We start from the raw sequence: 16,331 nt of genomic DNA on the forward strand, positions 1-16,331 counted from the left end.
TCCACCTCAGTTTTTGGTATTAATTCATTAGATATCAAGCTGTTAGGCTTGCCGGTTCGCAGCTGCCCCGGAAGGCAGTTGGCACAAGTCTTATCGGAGTCCTTATGAATCTGCCGCTGATTCTCAATCTACTGGTGTTCCTCGCCCTGCTCTTTGGCCTGGCGCAAACCCGTCACACCTCCTGGAGCCTGGCCAAAAAAGTCCTGCTGGCACTGGCCTTGGGCGTGGTATTCGGCGTGGTGCTGCATACCATTTACGGTGCCGGCAACCCAGTGCTGAAAGCCTCAATCGGCTGGTTCGATCTGGTCGGCAACGGTTACGTGCAGTTGCTGCAAATGATCGTGATCCCGCTGGTGTTCGCCTCAATCCTTAGCGCGGTGGCCCGTCTGCACAACGCTTCGTCGCTGGGCAAGATCAGCTTCCTGACCATCGGTACGCTGTTGTTCACCACCGCCATCGCGGCGCTGATAGGTATCGGCCTGACCAACCTGTTTGGCCTCTCCGCCGAAGGTCTGGTCGCCGGCACCCAGGAACTGGCTCGCCTGCAAACTATTCAGACCGACTACGCCGGCAAGGTTGCTGACCTGAATGTGCCGCAATTGCTGCTGTCGTTCATCCCGCAAAACCCGTTCGCCGACCTGGCGCGTGCCAAGCCGACCTCAATCATCAGCGTGGTGATCTTCGCCGCATTCCTGGGTGTCGCGGCGCTGCAACTGCTCAAGGATGACGTCGAGAAAGGTCAGAAAGTGATCAACGCTATCGACACACTGCAAGCCTGGGTGATGCGTCTGGTGCGCCTGGTAATGAAGCTGACCCCTTACGGCGTGTTGGCGCTGATGACCAAAGTGGTCGCCGGCTCGAACCTGCAAGACATCATCAAGCTCGGCAGCTTTGTCGTGGTGTCCTACATCGGCCTCGGCCTGATGTTCGTGGTCCATGGCTTGCTGGTATCGGCCGCCGGAATCAACCCGCTGCGTTTTTTCCGCAAAATCTGGCCGGTGCTGACGTTTGCCTTTACCAGCCGCTCCAGCGCCGCGAGCATTCCACTGAGCATCGAAGCACAGACCCGTCGTCTAGGTATTCCGTCGTCCATCGCCAGTTTCGCTGCCTCGTTCGGCGCGACCATTGGCCAGAACGGCTGTGCCGGCCTGTACCCGGCGATGTTGGCCGTGATGGTGGCGCCGACCGTGGGCATCAATCCCCTGGACCCGCTGTGGATTGCAACACTGGTGGCGATCGTGACCCTGAGTTCGGCCGGCGTAGCCGGGGTCGGTGGCGGCGCAACCTTTGCCGCGCTGATCGTACTGCCGGCCATGGGTTTGCCGGTGTCACTGGTGGCGTTGCTGATTTCGGTCGAACCGCTGATCGACATGGGCCGCACGGCGTTGAACGTCAGCGGGGCGATTACGGCGGGGACGATTACCAGCCAGATCATGCAGCAGACGGATAAAGAGCTGCTGGATGCCGATGAGCATGCGGAGTTGGCTCACGCTTAAGTAGCGCCCGACAGACCGCTATCGCGAGCAAGTTCGATGCCACAGGGGTTATGTGTCGATCACAAACCTACTGTGCGATCCAGCCTGCTCGCGATGCCTCTAGGCTTTTTCCCACACCTCAAAGGTGTACGCAGGCTTATCCCCTTGCGCCGCATTCTCGGTGTTCGACACCAACTTCCACTGTTCCAAATCAAATTCCGGAAACCACGCATCGCCCTCAGGGCTCAGCGCCACCCGCGTCAGGTACAGCCGGTCGGCCTGCGCCAGGCCCTGGGCATACAATTGCGCCCCACCGATCAGCATCAACTCATCGACGCCCTGCTCGCGCGCCCACGCTTCAGCGCGCACAACGGCAGCCTCCAGCGACGGATAAACCTCTGCACCGTCGAGCATGAGGTCCACCTGCCGACTGACCACGATGTTCAACCGACCCGGCAGCGGACGACCGAGCGAATCCCAGGTTTTGCGGCCCATGATGATCGGCTTGCCCAGGGTGGTGGCCTTGAAGTATTTGAAGTCCCCCGGCAAGTGCCAGGGCATGCTGTTGTCGACACCGATCACACGGTTTTCACCGAGGGCTGCGATCAGGCTAAGGGGGAGTGATTTAGTCATACGGGCGAGGATACCAGAGCCTCCCTTTCCCCGATAAGCACCACAGCGGTTATGCTCAGCGCTCATTTGAGCGACGAGATGGCGCGTGACTGAACTGACTCCTCTGCAAAACCTCTGGCTGACCGAAACCGTGCGCCTGCGTGAAGAACACGCAGGCGCCCTGGACGATCTGGAAGCCAACCGACTGGCCCGCACGGCGGGCGGTGATCTGCCGACGCGAATTCAGCGTCGCGCCCTGTGGCTGGCCGAACGTGATGGTTTAACCCATGCGCTCACGCACTGGCTGCAAGGTGCCCGCCTGGCGCTGCTGGTAGTGGCGGTGCTGGCGGTGGTCAGCGGTGCAGGCCTGGCCTTCGCTGCACTGGGCGACGGACAGGTCTGGGTGAATGTGTTCTGGGCCTTGGGCAGCCTGCTCGGGTTGAACCTGATTCTGCTGCTGAGCTGGGCCTCGGGCCTGGTGTTTGCCGGTGAGCACGGCGCCACACTCGGTCGTCTATGGCTGTGGCTTAGCGAAAAACTTGCCCGCGACGCCAAAGCCGCGCAACTGGCACCGGCGCTGCTGCTGTTATTGCAACGGCATGCACTCAATCGCTGGGCCATCGGCGTACTGGTCAACAGCACGTGGTTGCTGGCGATGCTCAGCGCGCTGGCGATCATGCTGACGCTGATGGCAACCCGGCGTTATGGCTTCGTCTGGGAAACCACCCTCCTCAGCGCTGACACCTTTGTCACCCTGACCCAAACCCTCGGCGCCCTGCCAGCGCTGCTCGGGTTTAATGTGCCCACGGTGGACATGATCCGCGCCAGCGGCGACACCGCGCTCAACGTCGAAAGTGCTCGTCAAGCCTGGGCGACCTGGCTGGTCGGCGTGGTGGTGGTTTACGGCGTGGTGCCGCGCCTGCTGCTCGCGCTGTTTTGCCTGTGGCGCTGGAAAGCCGGCAAAGACGCCCTGCGCCTGGACATCAACCTGCCTGGCTATGCGCAACTGCGTGAACGGTTGATGCCCAGCAGCGAACGCCTGGGCATCAGCGATGCGGCACCGGATCAGTTGCACCGTGTCGAAAGCGGTGTCAGCGACCTGCACAGCGATGGCGCGCTGCTGGTGGCCATCGAGTTGGACGACCAACGGGCGTGGCCGCCTCAGCTGCCAAAATCCGTGAACAACGCCGGCATTCTCGATAGCCGTGAGTCTCGAAACAAACTTCTTGAACAGTTGAGCCGCTTTCCCCCTGCACGTTTGGTCATTGCCTGCGACCCGCGTCGCTCGCCGGACCGCGGCAGCTTGGCGTTAATCGCCGAACTGGCGCGCAACGCCACCGCCACGCGGGTCTGGCTGCTGCAAGCACCCACCGGCGAAGCGCTGGAAGCGGAACGACTCGGCGACTGGCACACGGCGCTGCAACAACTCGAACTGCCATTCGCCGATTGCGCGCCGCTCAACTGGCTGGAGACCGGTCATGACTAAACCTTTGAAACTGGCGGTCGTCGGCCATACCAACGTCGGCAAGACCTCGTTGTTGCGCACCCTGACCCGAGACGTCGGCTTCGGAGAAGTGTCGCACCGGCCCAGCACTACGCGACATGTCGAAGGGGCGCGGCTGTCGGTCGACGGCGAGCCATTGCTCGACCTCTACGACACCCCTGGCCTGGAAGACGCCATCGCTCTGCTCGACTACGTTGAACGGCTGGACCGCCCAGGCGAACGCCTCGATGGCCCGGCGCGCGTCGCGCGATTCCTGGAAGGCAGCGAAGCACGGCAGCGTTTTGAACAAGAAGCCAAAGTGCTACGCCAGCTACTGGCCTCGGACGCCGGGCTCTACGTGATCGACGCCAGGGAACCGGTGCTGGCCAAGTACCGCGACGAGCTGGAAGTGTTGGCCAGTTGTGGCAAACCGCTGTTGCCGGTGTTGAATTTCGTCAGCAGCGCCCACCAGCGCGAGCCGGCCTGGCGCGAAGCGTTGGCGCGCCTGGGGCTGCACGCCTTGGTGCGTTTTGACAGCGTCGCCCCGCCGGAGGATGGCGAGCGCCGACTCTATGAAAGCCTGGCCTTGTTACTGGAACATTCGCGCGAACAACTGCAACGCTTGATCGCCGACCAGCAGGCCCAGCGCCTGGTCCGGCAACACAGTGCGGCGCGGCTGATCGCCGAGTTGTTGATCGACTGCGCCGCGTGCAGGCGCAGCGTGGCCAGCGACGCCGAGCAGGAACAGCACGCCATCAGTGAACTGCGTAAAGCCGTGCGACAGCGTGAACAACGCTGCGTCGAAGCACTGCTCAAGCTCTTCGCCTTCCGCCCGCAGGACGCCGCCGCAACTGATTTGCCATTGCTCGATGGCCGTTGGGGCGATGACCTGTTCAACCCCGAAACCCTCAAGCAACTGGGCGTGCGGGTCGGCAGCGGGATCGCGGCCGGCGCAGCAGCAGGGGCCGGTGTCGATTTGCTGGTGGGCGGCCTGACCCTTGGAGCGGCGGCGTTGGCCGGTGCCATTGCTGGCGGCGCCCTGCAAACTGCGCGCAGCTATGGCAGCCGCTTGCTGGACAAGATCAAAGGCCAGCGCGAACTGACCATCGACGACAACGTATTGCGACTGCTCGCCCTACGCCAGCGGCAATTACTACTGGCACTGAACCTGCGTGGACACGCGGCGGTGGACAGCATTCAAGTGGCCGCGCCCCAGGACAAGACCTGGCGCGAAGGCAAGCTGCCCGACGTCCTGAATAAGGCGAGGGCGCACCCGCAATGGTCGTCGCTCAATCCGCAGGCGAAGTTGAGTCAGGCGCAAAGGCAGGAGCAGATTGAGGTGTTGGCGCAGCAGCTTTAGACCGGCGGGGCCGGATCTCGCGCCAACGACCCTACGCCGCCAGCAACCGCAACGCCTTTTCCTTCAACAGGCCAAGGTCCATCACCGGCACCCCGATTGCCTTGGCCTGCTCATCCCAGTGCCGCATGCGCAAACTGATGGTGTGCAGCGGCTCCTGCTCGAAGGCATATGCCTGGGCAGCACTCATCACCCCGCCCTGATACTCAAGCGTGCGGCGGCTGGCTTCGCTCAAGCGCTCGTAGTAACCCGGCTCTTTGAGCGTCAGATAACGCTTGGCCTGAACGTGAGACTCCACCAGCCACGCCAGGCGCTCGCTGAAACCGGCTCGACGCAAATAATCGGCCCCCAGCCGTTCGTGTCTGACCACACCAAAGCCCCCCATGTTCTCGCCACTTACGGCGCAAATGTGCCCAATATCGTGAAAGAACGCGGCCAACACCACTTCGTCGTCGAAACCTTCGGCCATGGCCAGCGCGGCGGTTTGCGACATGTGTTCGATCTGTGACACCGGTTCTCCAATGTAATCGGTGTCGCCAAAGCGCTCATACACTCCGAAGACCTCGGCGACCACCTGTTCATGACGCGCCATCAACCGTCTCCCAATAACAACGCAACATTACGCTCAGCCATCGCCGGCCCGACGCTCATGCCAACGCCGGTGTGCATCAGCGCCACGCTCACGCCTTCCGCCGGGCGCAGGAACGAGAACGGGCTCGGCCCAAACGCGCCATAGACACCCTGCCAACGCTCAAGCACCTGCACCCGGCAATCCAGCGTTTGCTCGGCCAGCTCAATCATCCAGTTATCCACCTGTTCGGCGTTGAACGGCGATGGATCCCGGCCGTAATGATGGGAATCGCCGATGATCAATTCGCCATACGGCGTCGGACTGATCAGCAAGTGAATGCCGTTTTCGTGCAAATGCGGCGTGTCGCGCAGGATCTGCGCCTGCACGTCAGCCGCTTCCGGTAAATCAGCAAACGCGCCGTAGTGAACGCAGCTCAGCCCAGTGAGCAAGGCGTGTTGCAGGTTCAGGTTGATCCGCGGTCGGGCACGGAGCATTTGCAGACGGCAAATGTGCGGATTGAGCGCGGCAATTGGCTCGGCCAGCAAGGTCTGATAATCGTGGCCGGAACAGACGATGATCTGCTTGGCGCTGAACAGCCCGGCAGTGCTGTGCAAGCGGCCCGGCTCGACATCGCGCACCAGGGTGGAGAAATGAAACTCGACGCCCAGTTCGCGACGCAGGTAATCGATCAGCAATGGAATCGCTTCGCGGGAATACAGTTGCTGGTCGTCCTTGCCATGCAGCGCCGCACGGTGATGGCCAAACTGGCCACCGTACACATCCCGCAATGCTGCACCTCGCAGCAGTTCGACATTGTACTGATGCTCCACAGCGCGACCGTTGCAAAAAGCTTGCAGAAGGTGCTCTTCAGCCTCGGTACGAGCGAACAGATAGGAACCGTTGCGCTTGAGTGGCAGGCCAGCCCGCTGCGACCATTGGCCCCAGATTTCGCGACTGGCCTTGGCCAGTTCGAGCATCGGCCCCGGCGGTTGGCCGGTGACCAGGGCCTGGCCGAAGTTACGCACCGAAGCGCCCACAGGCGTTTCGCTGCGTTCGAAAACCGTGACGTTGAGGCCGCGCTTGGCGGCGGCGTAAGCGTGCGACAGGCCCAGGATGCCAGCGCCGACGATCAGCATGTCGTTGTGTCGTGTCATGTTGCTTCCCCAATGATCATTCCCACGCCGCGCGTGGGAATGATAGGTGGTGCTTACTTGGCAACCACCTTCTCGGACTTGCCGTCATAGCGCTTACGCCACTCGGTCAGGATTTCGTCGCGATGCTTTGAAGCCCAGGCAAAGTCGTTCTTGATCAAACGCTGCTCGTAATCCGCCGGCAATTCGGTCTGCGGCTTGGCAATGCCAGGCTGAGCGAGGACCGCAAAGTTCTCTTTGTAGAGTTCCATCGCTGCCGGGCTGGCAGAAAAGTCAGCCAGTTTTTTGGCCGCCTCCTCATGGGCTGTGCCCTTGATCACGGCGGTGGCTTCGATTTCCCAGCCCAGGCCTTCTTTCGGCAGGATGATGTCGAGCGGCGCGCCTTGGCGCTTGAGCTGAACCGCTGGGTATTCAAAGGAAATACCAATCGGGAACTCGCCCGATGCGGCCAGTTTGCAAGGTTTGGAACCGGAATGAACGTACTGCCCGATGTTCTGATGCAAGTCGTCCATGTACTGCCAGCCCTGCTGCTCGCCGAAGGTTTGCAGCCAGGCGCTGACGTCGAGGAAACCTGTGCCGGACGAGGCTGGGTTAGGCATGACGATCTTGCCTTTGTACTCAGGCTTGGTCAGGTCCTGCCAGCTCACGGGTTTACTCAAACCCTGCTTTTCGGCTTCGACGGTATTAAAGCAAATGGTCGCCGCCCAAACGTCCATACCGACCCAGGCAGGTGGGTTGGCGGCGTCGCGGTAGTTGCCACCGATCTTGGCCAAATCCTTGGGTGCATAGCTTTGCAACATGCCTTGCTGGTCAAGAATCGCCAGGCTCGACGCCGCCAGGCCCCAGACCGCATCAGCCTGCGGGCGGGCTTTTTCGGCCAACAATTTGGCGGTGATGATCCCGGTGGAATCGCGCACCCATTTGATTTCGACGTCCGGGTTAGCTTTTTCGAAAGCGTCCTTGTAGGTCTTCAGTTGCTCGGCTTCGAGCGCGGTGTACACCGTCAGCTCGGTTTTTGCCGCGAAGGCGTTCAGGCTGAAAGCAGTGAGGACAGCAGCGGCCAGGGCCAAAGGCTTGAACATGTCGTTTCCCTTTTGTTTACCAGCAGTTGAGTGGCGCAGGTGAATCAGTGGCCGGGCGCGGTCTGCCGCCAGGCCTGGGAGCGGCGCAACAACCCGCGCGAGGCCCAGGCCAGCAGCAGCGACACGCCCGCCGAGGTGAACAGAATCAGAGTCGACATGGCCGCTGCGCCGCCAACGTTGCCGGCGTCGTCCATGTTCAGCACCGCCACTGCCGCGAGGATGGTGTCAGGGCTGTAGAGGAAAATCGCGGCCGAGACGGTGGTCATCGCCGAGACGAACAGGTAGCGCACGATGTCCAGTAACGCGGGCAGGCAGATCGGCACGGTGACCCGCAGGAAGTGCCGATACAACGGCGCCTTGAGCGACAGCGCAGCGGCTTCGAACTCGGCGTCGAGCTGGCGCAGCGCAGTGGTGGCGGTCATTTGTGCGGTGGTCAAATAGTGAGCGATGGTGCAGACCACCAGCAGGGTCATGGTCCCGTAGAGCACATGCAGCGGGTTGCCGTTGAGGTTGAAGAAGAAGACATAACCCAAACCCAGTACCAGGCCCGGCACCGCCATCGGCACAAAACTGAGCATGCGCAAAGCCAGATTCAGTCCCGACTGGCCCTTGGTTTTTTCCATCAGGTACGCACCGGTGAAAATCAGCAGACTGCCAATCAGCGCCGTACACAGGGCCATCTTCACGCTGTTGCTGTACGCCAGCCAACCGCCGCCCGCCGTGTCGTTGAACTGGTAGTGGTTGAGCGACAGCGACAGGTTGTACGGCCAGAACTTCACCAGCGAGGAGTACACCGCCATGCCGAACACCAGCAGCAACATCGCGCAGATCAGCAGCACAATGGCCAGGTAGCAAGCGTCCCGCCGCATCGACGGCGCCGGTTTAAAGACTTGCGCGCGACCGCTCATGGCATCGCCATGACGGCGACGCAGCCAGGCATCGACCGCAAAACTGAACAGCGCCGGCAGCAGCAGGACCATGCCGATCAACGCGCCGCGCCCGAATTGTTGCTGGCCGACCACCGCTTTGTATGCTTCTAGCGCCAGCACTTGATAGTCGCCACCAACCACCACGGGCACGCCGAAGTCGGTGATGGTCAGGGTGAACACCAGACAGAACGCGGCGAACACCGCTTGGCGAGTCGCCGGCCAAGTGATGCTACGAAAGGCTTTGGCCGGACTGGCACCCATGCTGGAGGCGGCATCGAACAATCGCGCATCCGCCAGAGACAACGCCGACAACAAAATCATCAAGGCATGCGGGAAGGTGTAGATCACTTCACCGAGCACAATGCCCCAGAAGCCATAGATATTGTCCGAGAGCAGACCGCGCAGCAGGCCTTGGTTACCAAACAGATAAACCAGGGCGATCCCCGGCAGCATCGACGGCGCCATCAGTGGCAGAAGCGACAAGCCGCGCCAAAGGCTTTTGCCGGGAATCAACGTGCGTTGCAGGGCGTAGGCAAACAGGTACGCCAACGGTACGACAATGGCCGCGACGCTGAGCGACACCTTCAGGCTATTGCCCAGCAACCAGTGAAAATTGGCACTGTTCAGCAATTCCCTGGCGGCGACCAGACCGCCCCCCTGCCCTGCTTCGGCGCTGAAGCCGCGCCAGAAGATCGCCAGCAACGGCATCAATACCGCGACGCCGAGCAACACCAGCAGTAAGACTTTGCCCCCGAGCACAAACACCCGGTCACCGATCTCCGCGCGAGACGTCTGCCGAACCTGCTTGCGCGGTAGCGGCAGCGCGAGGTTCGCGCTCATCCGGCAAATACCTGCAAGCTGCGCGGCGGCAAGGCGACCATGATCTGCTGCGCTCCGAGGCGTGGAAGGGCTTCCGGCGCCAGTTCCGCCAGCAACGCGTGACCGGGCAATTGCTCGAGCTCGAAGCTCATGCGGCAGCGGTTACCGAGAAACGTAATCTCCCGCACCTTGGCCGGGAACAGATTTTCCTCGTGTACCGGCGGATTGACGTTGATCGCCTCCGGACGACAGAACAACCGGCCAGAAGCCGTTTTGACGCTACCTTCGGCCAAGCGCATATTCAGCCCGCCTACCTGAGCGTGGCTCTCGCTGCTGCGGTTGAATGGCAGCCAGTTGCCCTGACCGACGAACTCCGCCACGAATGGTGTCGCCGGGCGGTTGTAGATTTCCTGCGGGGTGGCGTACTGCTCGACCTTGCCGTTGTTCATCACAGCAATACGGTCGGCCATCAACATCGCTTCGTCCTGATTGTGGGTGACCATCAGCGTGGTGATGCCGAGGTTGCGCTGTAATTGACGCAGTTCGGTACACAGGTGTTCGCGAACTCGGGCGTCCAATGCCGACATCGGCTCGTCCAGCAGCAACAGCGAAGGCGCCGGCGCCAAGGCCCGAGCCAGTGCCACCCGCTGCTGCTGGCCGCCAGACAATTGGCCAGGGTACTTTTTCTCACTGCCGAGCAGACCGACCAGTTCCAGCATCTGACCGACCCGCTTGCGCACTTCATCGCGACCGCTGCCGGCGAGACCGTAGGCAATGTTCGCTTCGACGGTCAGATTGGGGAACAGCGCGTAGGACTGGAACAGGATGCCGTAGTCCCGGGCTTGCGGCGCCAGGTGGGAAACGTCGCGATCACCGAGGTACAACTCGCCGCTGTCCTGCTTCTCCAGCCCGGCGATGCAGCGCAGCAACGTGGTTTTGCCACAGCCCGACGGGCCCAGCAGACACACCAGCTCACCGGCCGCCACGTCGAGGGAAACGTTATCCAGCGCGGTGAAAGCGCCAAAGCGTTTCTGCACGCCGCGCACTTTCATCGGCGCGCCGGGGTGGGTCAGGGCAGTTGCGATCGAGTGGTTCATGGACAGGCCTCATCAAGCAGATGAAAGCCATCCTAGGTTTGTAATGCGTCCGTCATGTGGCAGCGAGGCAAAAACGGCTGATAGTGGTATTCGGGGATTTTGGTTCGAGTGCTGCGGTGCCTGATCTGCCGCCATCGCGAGCAAGCTCGCTCCCATAGGAGAACGCCGTCAACTGTGGGAACGAGCTTGCTCGCGATGAGGGATTCAAGGTTTGGGAAGGTCCATTTTGTAACCCGCTCCAGGCGCACCCTCGTGCATCGCCGCCTGAATGTCCGCGTACAGAGCGTTCGCCTCAGCGGTCGTGATAGATCGCGAGCAGTCACGCAGCACTACGCGCAGCAGGACATTCTCCTGGCCCGGCAACAGCCCTAGACGTTCAATGGCCTGCACGGGCAAATCGGCGAATTCCCAACGCCCTTTGATCTGCATTTCTTCAATCCAGTCAGAACAATCACCGGCAGCGTGCAACATCCTTTCGGTCAAGACTTCCTCACTCAACCCCGGCGTTACCGCTAACGAGATGTCACGAGCAATCGACGGCAGACGCGACACCGGAGTCCATGGGAGCAAATCATGCATTTGCGCCTGTACGCGCACGTTTTGATCGCGCAACAAGCGAATATCAGGAATGCCCTTGCGCAGCATGGTCAGACGATCCAACCCCATTCCGAGCGCCAGCCCTCCATGCCGCAATGGATCTATCTTCAAGCGTTCTAACAACGACTTCGCGATACGACCACACTCCAGCACCTCGACCGGCGCGCCGTCGTTCAACAGATTCACCTCGATTCCGCCCTCCGTGTAGTGATGCGGACTGTTGCTGTAGACCCAGGGTTTATCAGGAACGGCGGACTTCAAGATGTCGCTGACCAAACGCAATAGATGCTCATGCGTAGTGCGTTCCCGTAGGAACGAGGCTTGCCCACGAACAGGCCAGCCCCGTCGCCGCAGGTATCAGGCCGGGGCCATTTCCTGCGCCAGCCCGAGAAACGCCGCTGGCAACCGCGCGCCTTTGCGCTCTTTGAGGCAGTACAGATACTCAAGGATGTGCGGCGCATTCTCGATGGTCAGTACCCGCAACTGCGGATCATGCGGCACTTCCTGGCGCGCAATGATGCTGATGCCGATGTTGCGCAGTACCGCCTCGCGGATGGATTCACGGCTGCCAATCTCCAGCAACGGGCCAAAACTCACGCCGGCGCTGGCCAGCAACTCTTCCGTCAGACGCCGAGTGGTCGAGCCCGTCTCGCGCATCAGCAAGGTATGTCCAGCCAGTGCGCTGAGCGGCACGTGATCGTGAACCGCCAACGGATGATTGCGATGCACCGCCAGCACCAGCGGATCGCTGCCCAACACCCGACGAATCAGCCGTGCGTCGTCCAGTAACTGCGACGACGCGGCGACGTCAACCCGGTAATCCTCCAGCGCTTCGAGCACTTGCTGGGAGTTGCCGATTTCCACCGAAACCTCCACCTGTGGCAAGCGCTCGCGAAAGGTCTTCACCAGATCGAGGATGTAATACGGCGCGGTGGCGGCGATGCGCAGCGTGCCTTGGACTTGGCCACTGTTGCGCAGGAAAAACTCTATGTCGGCTTCCTGCTGCAACAGCACCTTGACCATTGGCAGCAACCGCGCGCCGTCGTCGCTGACGCTCAGACGGCGGCCACCACGGTAGAACAGCTCAACCGAGTAATGACTTTCCAGGTGTTTGATCTGGGTCGTGACCGTCGGTTGACTCAGGCCGAGCTTTTTAGCTGCCAGGGTGATACTGCCCAAACGGGCCACCATGTAAAAAGCTTTTAGCTCGGCACTCAGCACAGCCGTTCCTCATCGTCTATTTGCGCAACAGGCGCAAACCGTTGAACACCACCAGCAGGCTGACGCCCATGTCGGCGAACACCGCCATCCACATGGTGGCGATCCCGGCGAAGGTTACTCCAAGAAAGATAGCTTTGATCACCAATGCCAAGGCAATGTTCTGTTTCAAGATGCTCGACGTCTGCCGCGACAGACGAATAAAGGTCGGAATCTTGCGCAGATCATCGTCCATTAAGGCGACATCGGCGGTTTCGATAGCGGTATCGGTGCCCGCCGCCGCCATGGCGAAACCGATTTCCGAGCGTGCCAGTGCTGGCGCGTCGTTGATCCCGTCGCCGACCATGCCCACCCGATGCCCCTGTGCATAAAGAGCTTCGATAGCTTGCAATTTGTCGGTTGGCAGCAAGTCGCCCTGCGCCTGATCGATGCCCACTTGTGCGGCAATCGCTTGGGCGGTGTGAACGTTATCGCCCGTGAGCATCAGGGTTTTGATGCCCAGGTCATGCAATTGCTGGATCGCCTCGCGGCTGGATTCTTTTACCGTGTCCGCCACGGCAAACAACGCCAACGGGCCGGACATGTCGAGCAGCAGCACCACGGATTTGCCCTGTTTCTCCAGCGCAAACAGTTTCTCTTCCAGCGCCGGCGAACACAGGTTCAGCTCTTCCACCAACCGATGGTTGCCCAGGTGGTAGACCTGACCGTTGATTTCGCCGCGAACGCCACGACCGGGCAACGCTTCGAAGTTATCCACAACCAGCGCCGCCCCCTGTTTATCCAACGCCGCGTTGGCGATGGCCAATGACACCGGGTGATCGGAGCGACCGGCCAGCGCCGCTGCAATGGACGGGGCAGAAGCCTCGGCGGTCGGGTCGAGGGACAGGTAATCGGTCTGCACCGGTTTACCGTGAGTGAGCGTCCCGGTTTTGTCCAACGCCAGGTAATCGAGCTTGTAGCCGCCCTCCAGGTACACGCCGCCCTTGACCAGAATCCCTTTGCGGGCCGCAGCCGCCAGGCCGCTGACGATGGTCACCGGCGTGGAAATCACCAGTGCGCAAGGGCACGCCACCACCAGCAACACCAGCGCCCGGTAAATCCAGTCAAACCACAAACCGCTCATGAACAACGGCGCAATCACCGCCACGCCCAGCGCAAAGGCAAACACTGCGGGCGTGTAGATTTTCGAAAACTGATCAACGAAGCGCTGAGTCGGCGCCCGCGCGCCCTGCGCCTGCTCGACGGCGTGAATAATTCGCGCCAGGGTCGAGTTATTGGCCGCCGCCGTCACGCTGTATTCCAGCGAGCCGGCCTGGTTGATGGTGCCCGCGAAGACTTTGTCGCCGACGGTTTTTTCGATCGGCAAGCTTTCGCCGGTGATCGGCGCCTGATCGATGGTGGACGTGCCGGAAACAACTTGGCCATCAAGACCAATCCGCTCACCCGGACGCACCCGCACCCGCGCACCCAACTCGATGGTTTTGACGTCTTGCTCGACCCAATTGCCGTCGGCCTGCTGCACCGTGGCCCGCTCCGGGGTCATCTGCATAAGCCCGCCGATGGCGTTGCGCGCGCGATCCAGGGATTTGGCTTCAATCAGTTCGGCCACGGTGAACAGGAACATCACCATGGCTGCTTCCGGCCACTGCCCGATCAGCACGGCCCCTGTCACGGCGATGCTCATCAGCGCATTGATGTTCAAGTTGAGGTTTTTCAGGGCAATCCAGCCCTTTTTATAGGTGGTGAGGCCACCGCTGAGGATCGACACCAGCGCGATGATTGCGACCACCCAGGTCGGTGCGGCGCTGGTGAAATGAATCACCTCAGCGGCCAGCGCACCGACACCGGATAGCGCCAATGGCCACCAGTGTTTTTTCTGGGCTGTCGGCGCGGGCGCTTCAGTCCCTTGATCCATCGGCTCGGCGTGCATGCCAAGGGACTTGATGGCCTCGATGATCGGCGCGGTGCTTGGCAGGTCGTGGGTCACACCCAGCACGCGGTTGATCAAGTTGAATTCCAGTTGCTGCACACCGCTGAGCTTGCCCAGTTTGTTCTGGATCAGCGTTTGCTCGGTCGGGCAGTCCATTGCGTCGATGCGAAAACTGCTCAATCGCGCACCGTCGGTCGGCGTTTCGCTCAACTTAATCAGCGAAGGTGGTGCCGCGCTGGAAGAACAGCAGGCATCACCATGACTGCCGTGGTCATGCTTACGCACGGGCTGCAGCGTGTGGCTATGGCTATGGCTATGGCCATGATCGTGATCGTGATCGTGATCATGCCCAGTCTTGGGGGCGTGGGTGTGCAAGGAGTCGCTCATGGGTCGCGTCCGTAAAAGTGCTTGTTGCCAAGTAAAGACCCTGTAGCCACTATAGGGTCAAGCACCCATTTGGAGACGACGACAATGAAGATCGGCGAATTGGCAAAACTCACCGACTGCGCGGTGGAAACCATCCGTTACTACGAGCGCGAAAACCTGTTGCCGGAACCGGCCCGCAGCGACGGCAACTATCGCGTCTACGCGCAGGCCCACGCCGAGCGCCTGACCTTTATTCGCAACTGCCGCACCCTCGACATGACCCTGGAAGAGATCCGCAGCCTGCTGGCCCTGCGCGACAGTCCGCAGGATCAATGCGAGAACGTCAACGCGCTGATTGACGAACACATCCAGCACGTCAAGGCCAGGATCGATGGGTTACTCGCCTTGCAGACACAACTGCTCGACCTGCGCCAACGCTGCGGCGAAGGGCCGGACGTCGATCAGTGCGGGATTTTGCAGCGGTTGGAAGTCAGTGGCGGCGTGGTGGCGACGGAGGTTGAGCATTCCCATGTCGGCCGAAGCCACGGCCACTAGTGGTCAATGATCGTTCCCACGCGAGCGTGTGAACGATCAATTTGCCACAAGAGGACTAGCGTCGAATTTTTAAACCGCCATCGGCGCGGTCATCGGCGCGTGGTGCTGATAACCCTCAAGCGTGAAGTCGCTCGGCTCGATTAACTCCAGCCACTGCGGCTGGTAAATGCCGGTCTTGGCAAACTCCGGCACGCGGTCACTGATCACCAGTTTGGGCATCGGGAACGGCTCGCGCGTGAGCTGTTCGTTGAGCATGTCCAAGTGGTTTTCGTAAACGTGAGCGTCGCCGATGAAGTAGGTGAACCAGCGCGGCGTGTAGCCGGTCAGACGACCGATCAGGCTCAGCAGTGCAGCGCCTTCGGTGAGGTTGAACGGCGTGCCCAACCCTAGGTCGTTGGAGCGGATGTAGAGGGTCAGGGAAATTTCCCGAGTCTCGACATTCGGGTGGAACTGGTACAGCAGGTGGCACGGCGGCAACGCCATTTCATCAAGCTGGGCAACGTTCCAGCCGTGGAACAGGATGCGGCGGCTGCCCGGGTCTTTGATGATGGTGTCGATGCATTGGCGAATCTGGTCGATTGCCTTGTACAGCACCACGTAGGCCTGACCGTCTTCTTGGCCTTCAGCGATCTGGCGATAACCCTGGCTGAGGGTCTGCTCGATGGCGGCGGTGTTGCTGAGCGGAATCTGCTTGTACGCCGGCCATTTGCGCCATTGCACACCGTAGATCTCACCGAGATCGTCGTCGCCCTGACGGAACGGGTTGGCCAGCCACTGTGCGTTTTCGTTGGCGTTCTGGTCCCAGACCTTGCAGCCCAACGCGCGGAATTCGGCGGCGTTGTTCACCCCACGCAAAAAGCCACACATCTCGCCGATGGCAGACTTGAACGCCATTTTGCGCGTAGTGATCGCCGGGAAACCTTCCTTCAGGTCATAACGCAGCATCGCCCCCGGAAAGCTGATGGTGTTGATGCCGGTGCGGTTGGCCTGTTTGGTGCCGTTCTTGATGACGTGGGCCACCAGATCGAGATATTGCTTCATGAGTTACCTGTGTCCTTGAACCCGGGACGCAAGTCCCGGGGTTCGAAT

14 protein-coding genes are annotated in these 16,331 nt (G+C 61.0%); 4 read left to right on the forward strand and 10 right to left on the reverse strand.

The genetic code is table 11. The features are described 5' to 3' along the window. Positions 1–104: 104 nt before the first annotated feature. Positions 105–1,496, forward strand: a complete 1,392-nt coding sequence (locus RHM68_RS24085) for an L-cystine transporter (protein ID WP_322219491.1) — start codon at positions 105–107, stop codon at positions 1,494–1,496. 99 nt (positions 1,497–1,595) lie between these two features. Here RHM68_RS24085 and RHM68_RS24090 read toward each other — a convergent pair whose 3' ends face one another. Beyond that, on the reverse strand, positions 1,596–2,108 hold the full coding sequence (locus RHM68_RS24090; protein WP_322219492.1) for a dihydrofolate reductase: 513 nt from the start codon (positions 2,106–2,108) through the stop codon (positions 1,596–1,598). 85 nt (positions 2,109–2,193) lie between these two features. Between RHM68_RS24090 and RHM68_RS24095 the strand changes: the two genes are divergently transcribed. Both RHM68_RS24095 and RHM68_RS24100 read left to right on the forward strand, forming a co-directional pair. Next, positions 2,194–3,573, forward strand: coding sequence for a DUF2868 domain-containing protein (locus tag RHM68_RS24095; protein ID WP_322219493.1), 1,380 nt, complete (start codon positions 2,194–2,196; stop codon positions 3,571–3,573). Continuing rightward, positions 3,566–4,930, forward strand: a complete 1,365-nt coding sequence (locus tag RHM68_RS24100; protein ID WP_322219494.1) for a GTPase/DUF3482 domain-containing protein — start codon at positions 3,566–3,568, stop codon at positions 4,928–4,930. The genes RHM68_RS24095 and RHM68_RS24100 overlap by 8 nt, the downstream gene beginning before the upstream one ends. 31 nt (positions 4,931–4,961) lie before the next feature. Here RHM68_RS24100 and RHM68_RS24105 read toward each other — a convergent pair whose 3' ends face one another. From RHM68_RS24105 to RHM68_RS24140, 8 genes are all read right to left on the reverse strand, one after another. Continuing rightward, the gene (locus RHM68_RS24105; RefSeq protein ID WP_322219495.1) at positions 4,962–5,519 is read right to left on the reverse strand and encodes a phosphonate degradation HD-domain oxygenase; all 558 of its coding nucleotides are present in this window, start codon (positions 5,517–5,519) and stop codon (positions 4,962–4,964) included. Then, on the reverse strand, positions 5,519–6,652 hold the full coding sequence (locus tag RHM68_RS24110; protein ID WP_322219496.1) for a TIGR03364 family FAD-dependent oxidoreductase: 1,134 nt from the start codon (positions 6,650–6,652) through the stop codon (positions 5,519–5,521). The genes RHM68_RS24105 and RHM68_RS24110 overlap by 1 nt, the downstream gene beginning before the upstream one ends. A 53-nt stretch (positions 6,653–6,705) precedes the next feature. Continuing rightward, positions 6,706–7,731, reverse strand: coding sequence for a putative 2-aminoethylphosphonate ABC transporter substrate-binding protein (locus RHM68_RS24115; protein WP_322219497.1), 1,026 nt, complete (start codon positions 7,729–7,731; stop codon positions 6,706–6,708). 44 nt (positions 7,732–7,775) lie between these two features. After that, positions 7,776–9,500, reverse strand: a complete 1,725-nt coding sequence (locus tag RHM68_RS24120) for a putative 2-aminoethylphosphonate ABC transporter permease subunit (RefSeq protein ID WP_322219498.1) — start codon at positions 9,498–9,500, stop codon at positions 7,776–7,778. Continuing rightward, entirely contained in the window at positions 9,497–10,576 is a 1,080-nt protein-coding gene (locus RHM68_RS24125; RefSeq protein ID WP_322219499.1) for a putative 2-aminoethylphosphonate ABC transporter ATP-binding protein, read from the reverse strand. Before RHM68_RS24125 ends, RHM68_RS24120 begins: the two co-directional genes overlap by 4 nt. 204 nt (positions 10,577–10,780) lie before the next feature. Beyond that, entirely contained in the window at positions 10,781–11,455 is a 675-nt protein-coding gene (locus RHM68_RS24130; protein WP_416195215.1) for a hypothetical protein, read from the reverse strand. 75 nt (positions 11,456–11,530) lie between these two features. Continuing rightward, the gene (locus RHM68_RS24135; protein ID WP_322219500.1) at positions 11,531–12,394 is read right to left on the reverse strand and encodes a LysR family transcriptional regulator; all 864 of its coding nucleotides are present in this window, start codon (positions 12,392–12,394) and stop codon (positions 11,531–11,533) included. Positions 12,395–12,410: 16 nt separating this feature from the next. Continuing rightward, the gene (locus RHM68_RS24140) at positions 12,411–14,708 is read right to left on the reverse strand and encodes a heavy metal translocating P-type ATPase (RefSeq protein ID WP_322219501.1); all 2,298 of its coding nucleotides are present in this window, start codon (positions 14,706–14,708) and stop codon (positions 12,411–12,413) included. 84 nt (positions 14,709–14,792) lie between these two features. Between RHM68_RS24140 and cadR the strand changes: the two genes are divergently transcribed. Beyond that, on the forward strand, positions 14,793–15,242 hold the full coding sequence (gene cadR, locus RHM68_RS24145) for a Cd(II)/Pb(II)-responsive transcriptional regulator (RefSeq protein ID WP_322219502.1): 450 nt from the start codon (positions 14,793–14,795) through the stop codon (positions 15,240–15,242). 69 nt (positions 15,243–15,311) lie between these two features. Here the strand turns inward: cadR and RHM68_RS24150 are convergent, their stop codons facing one another. Next, the gene (locus RHM68_RS24150; protein ID WP_322219503.1) at positions 15,312–16,283 is read right to left on the reverse strand and encodes a thymidylate synthase; all 972 of its coding nucleotides are present in this window, start codon (positions 16,281–16,283) and stop codon (positions 15,312–15,314) included. Positions 16,284–16,331: the final 48 nt, after the last annotated feature.

Origin of the sequence: Pseudomonas sp. DC1.2 (genome assembly GCF_034351645.1) — a bacterium.
Classification (GTDB): domain Bacteria; phylum Pseudomonadota; class Gammaproteobacteria; order Pseudomonadales; family Pseudomonadaceae; genus Aquipseudomonas.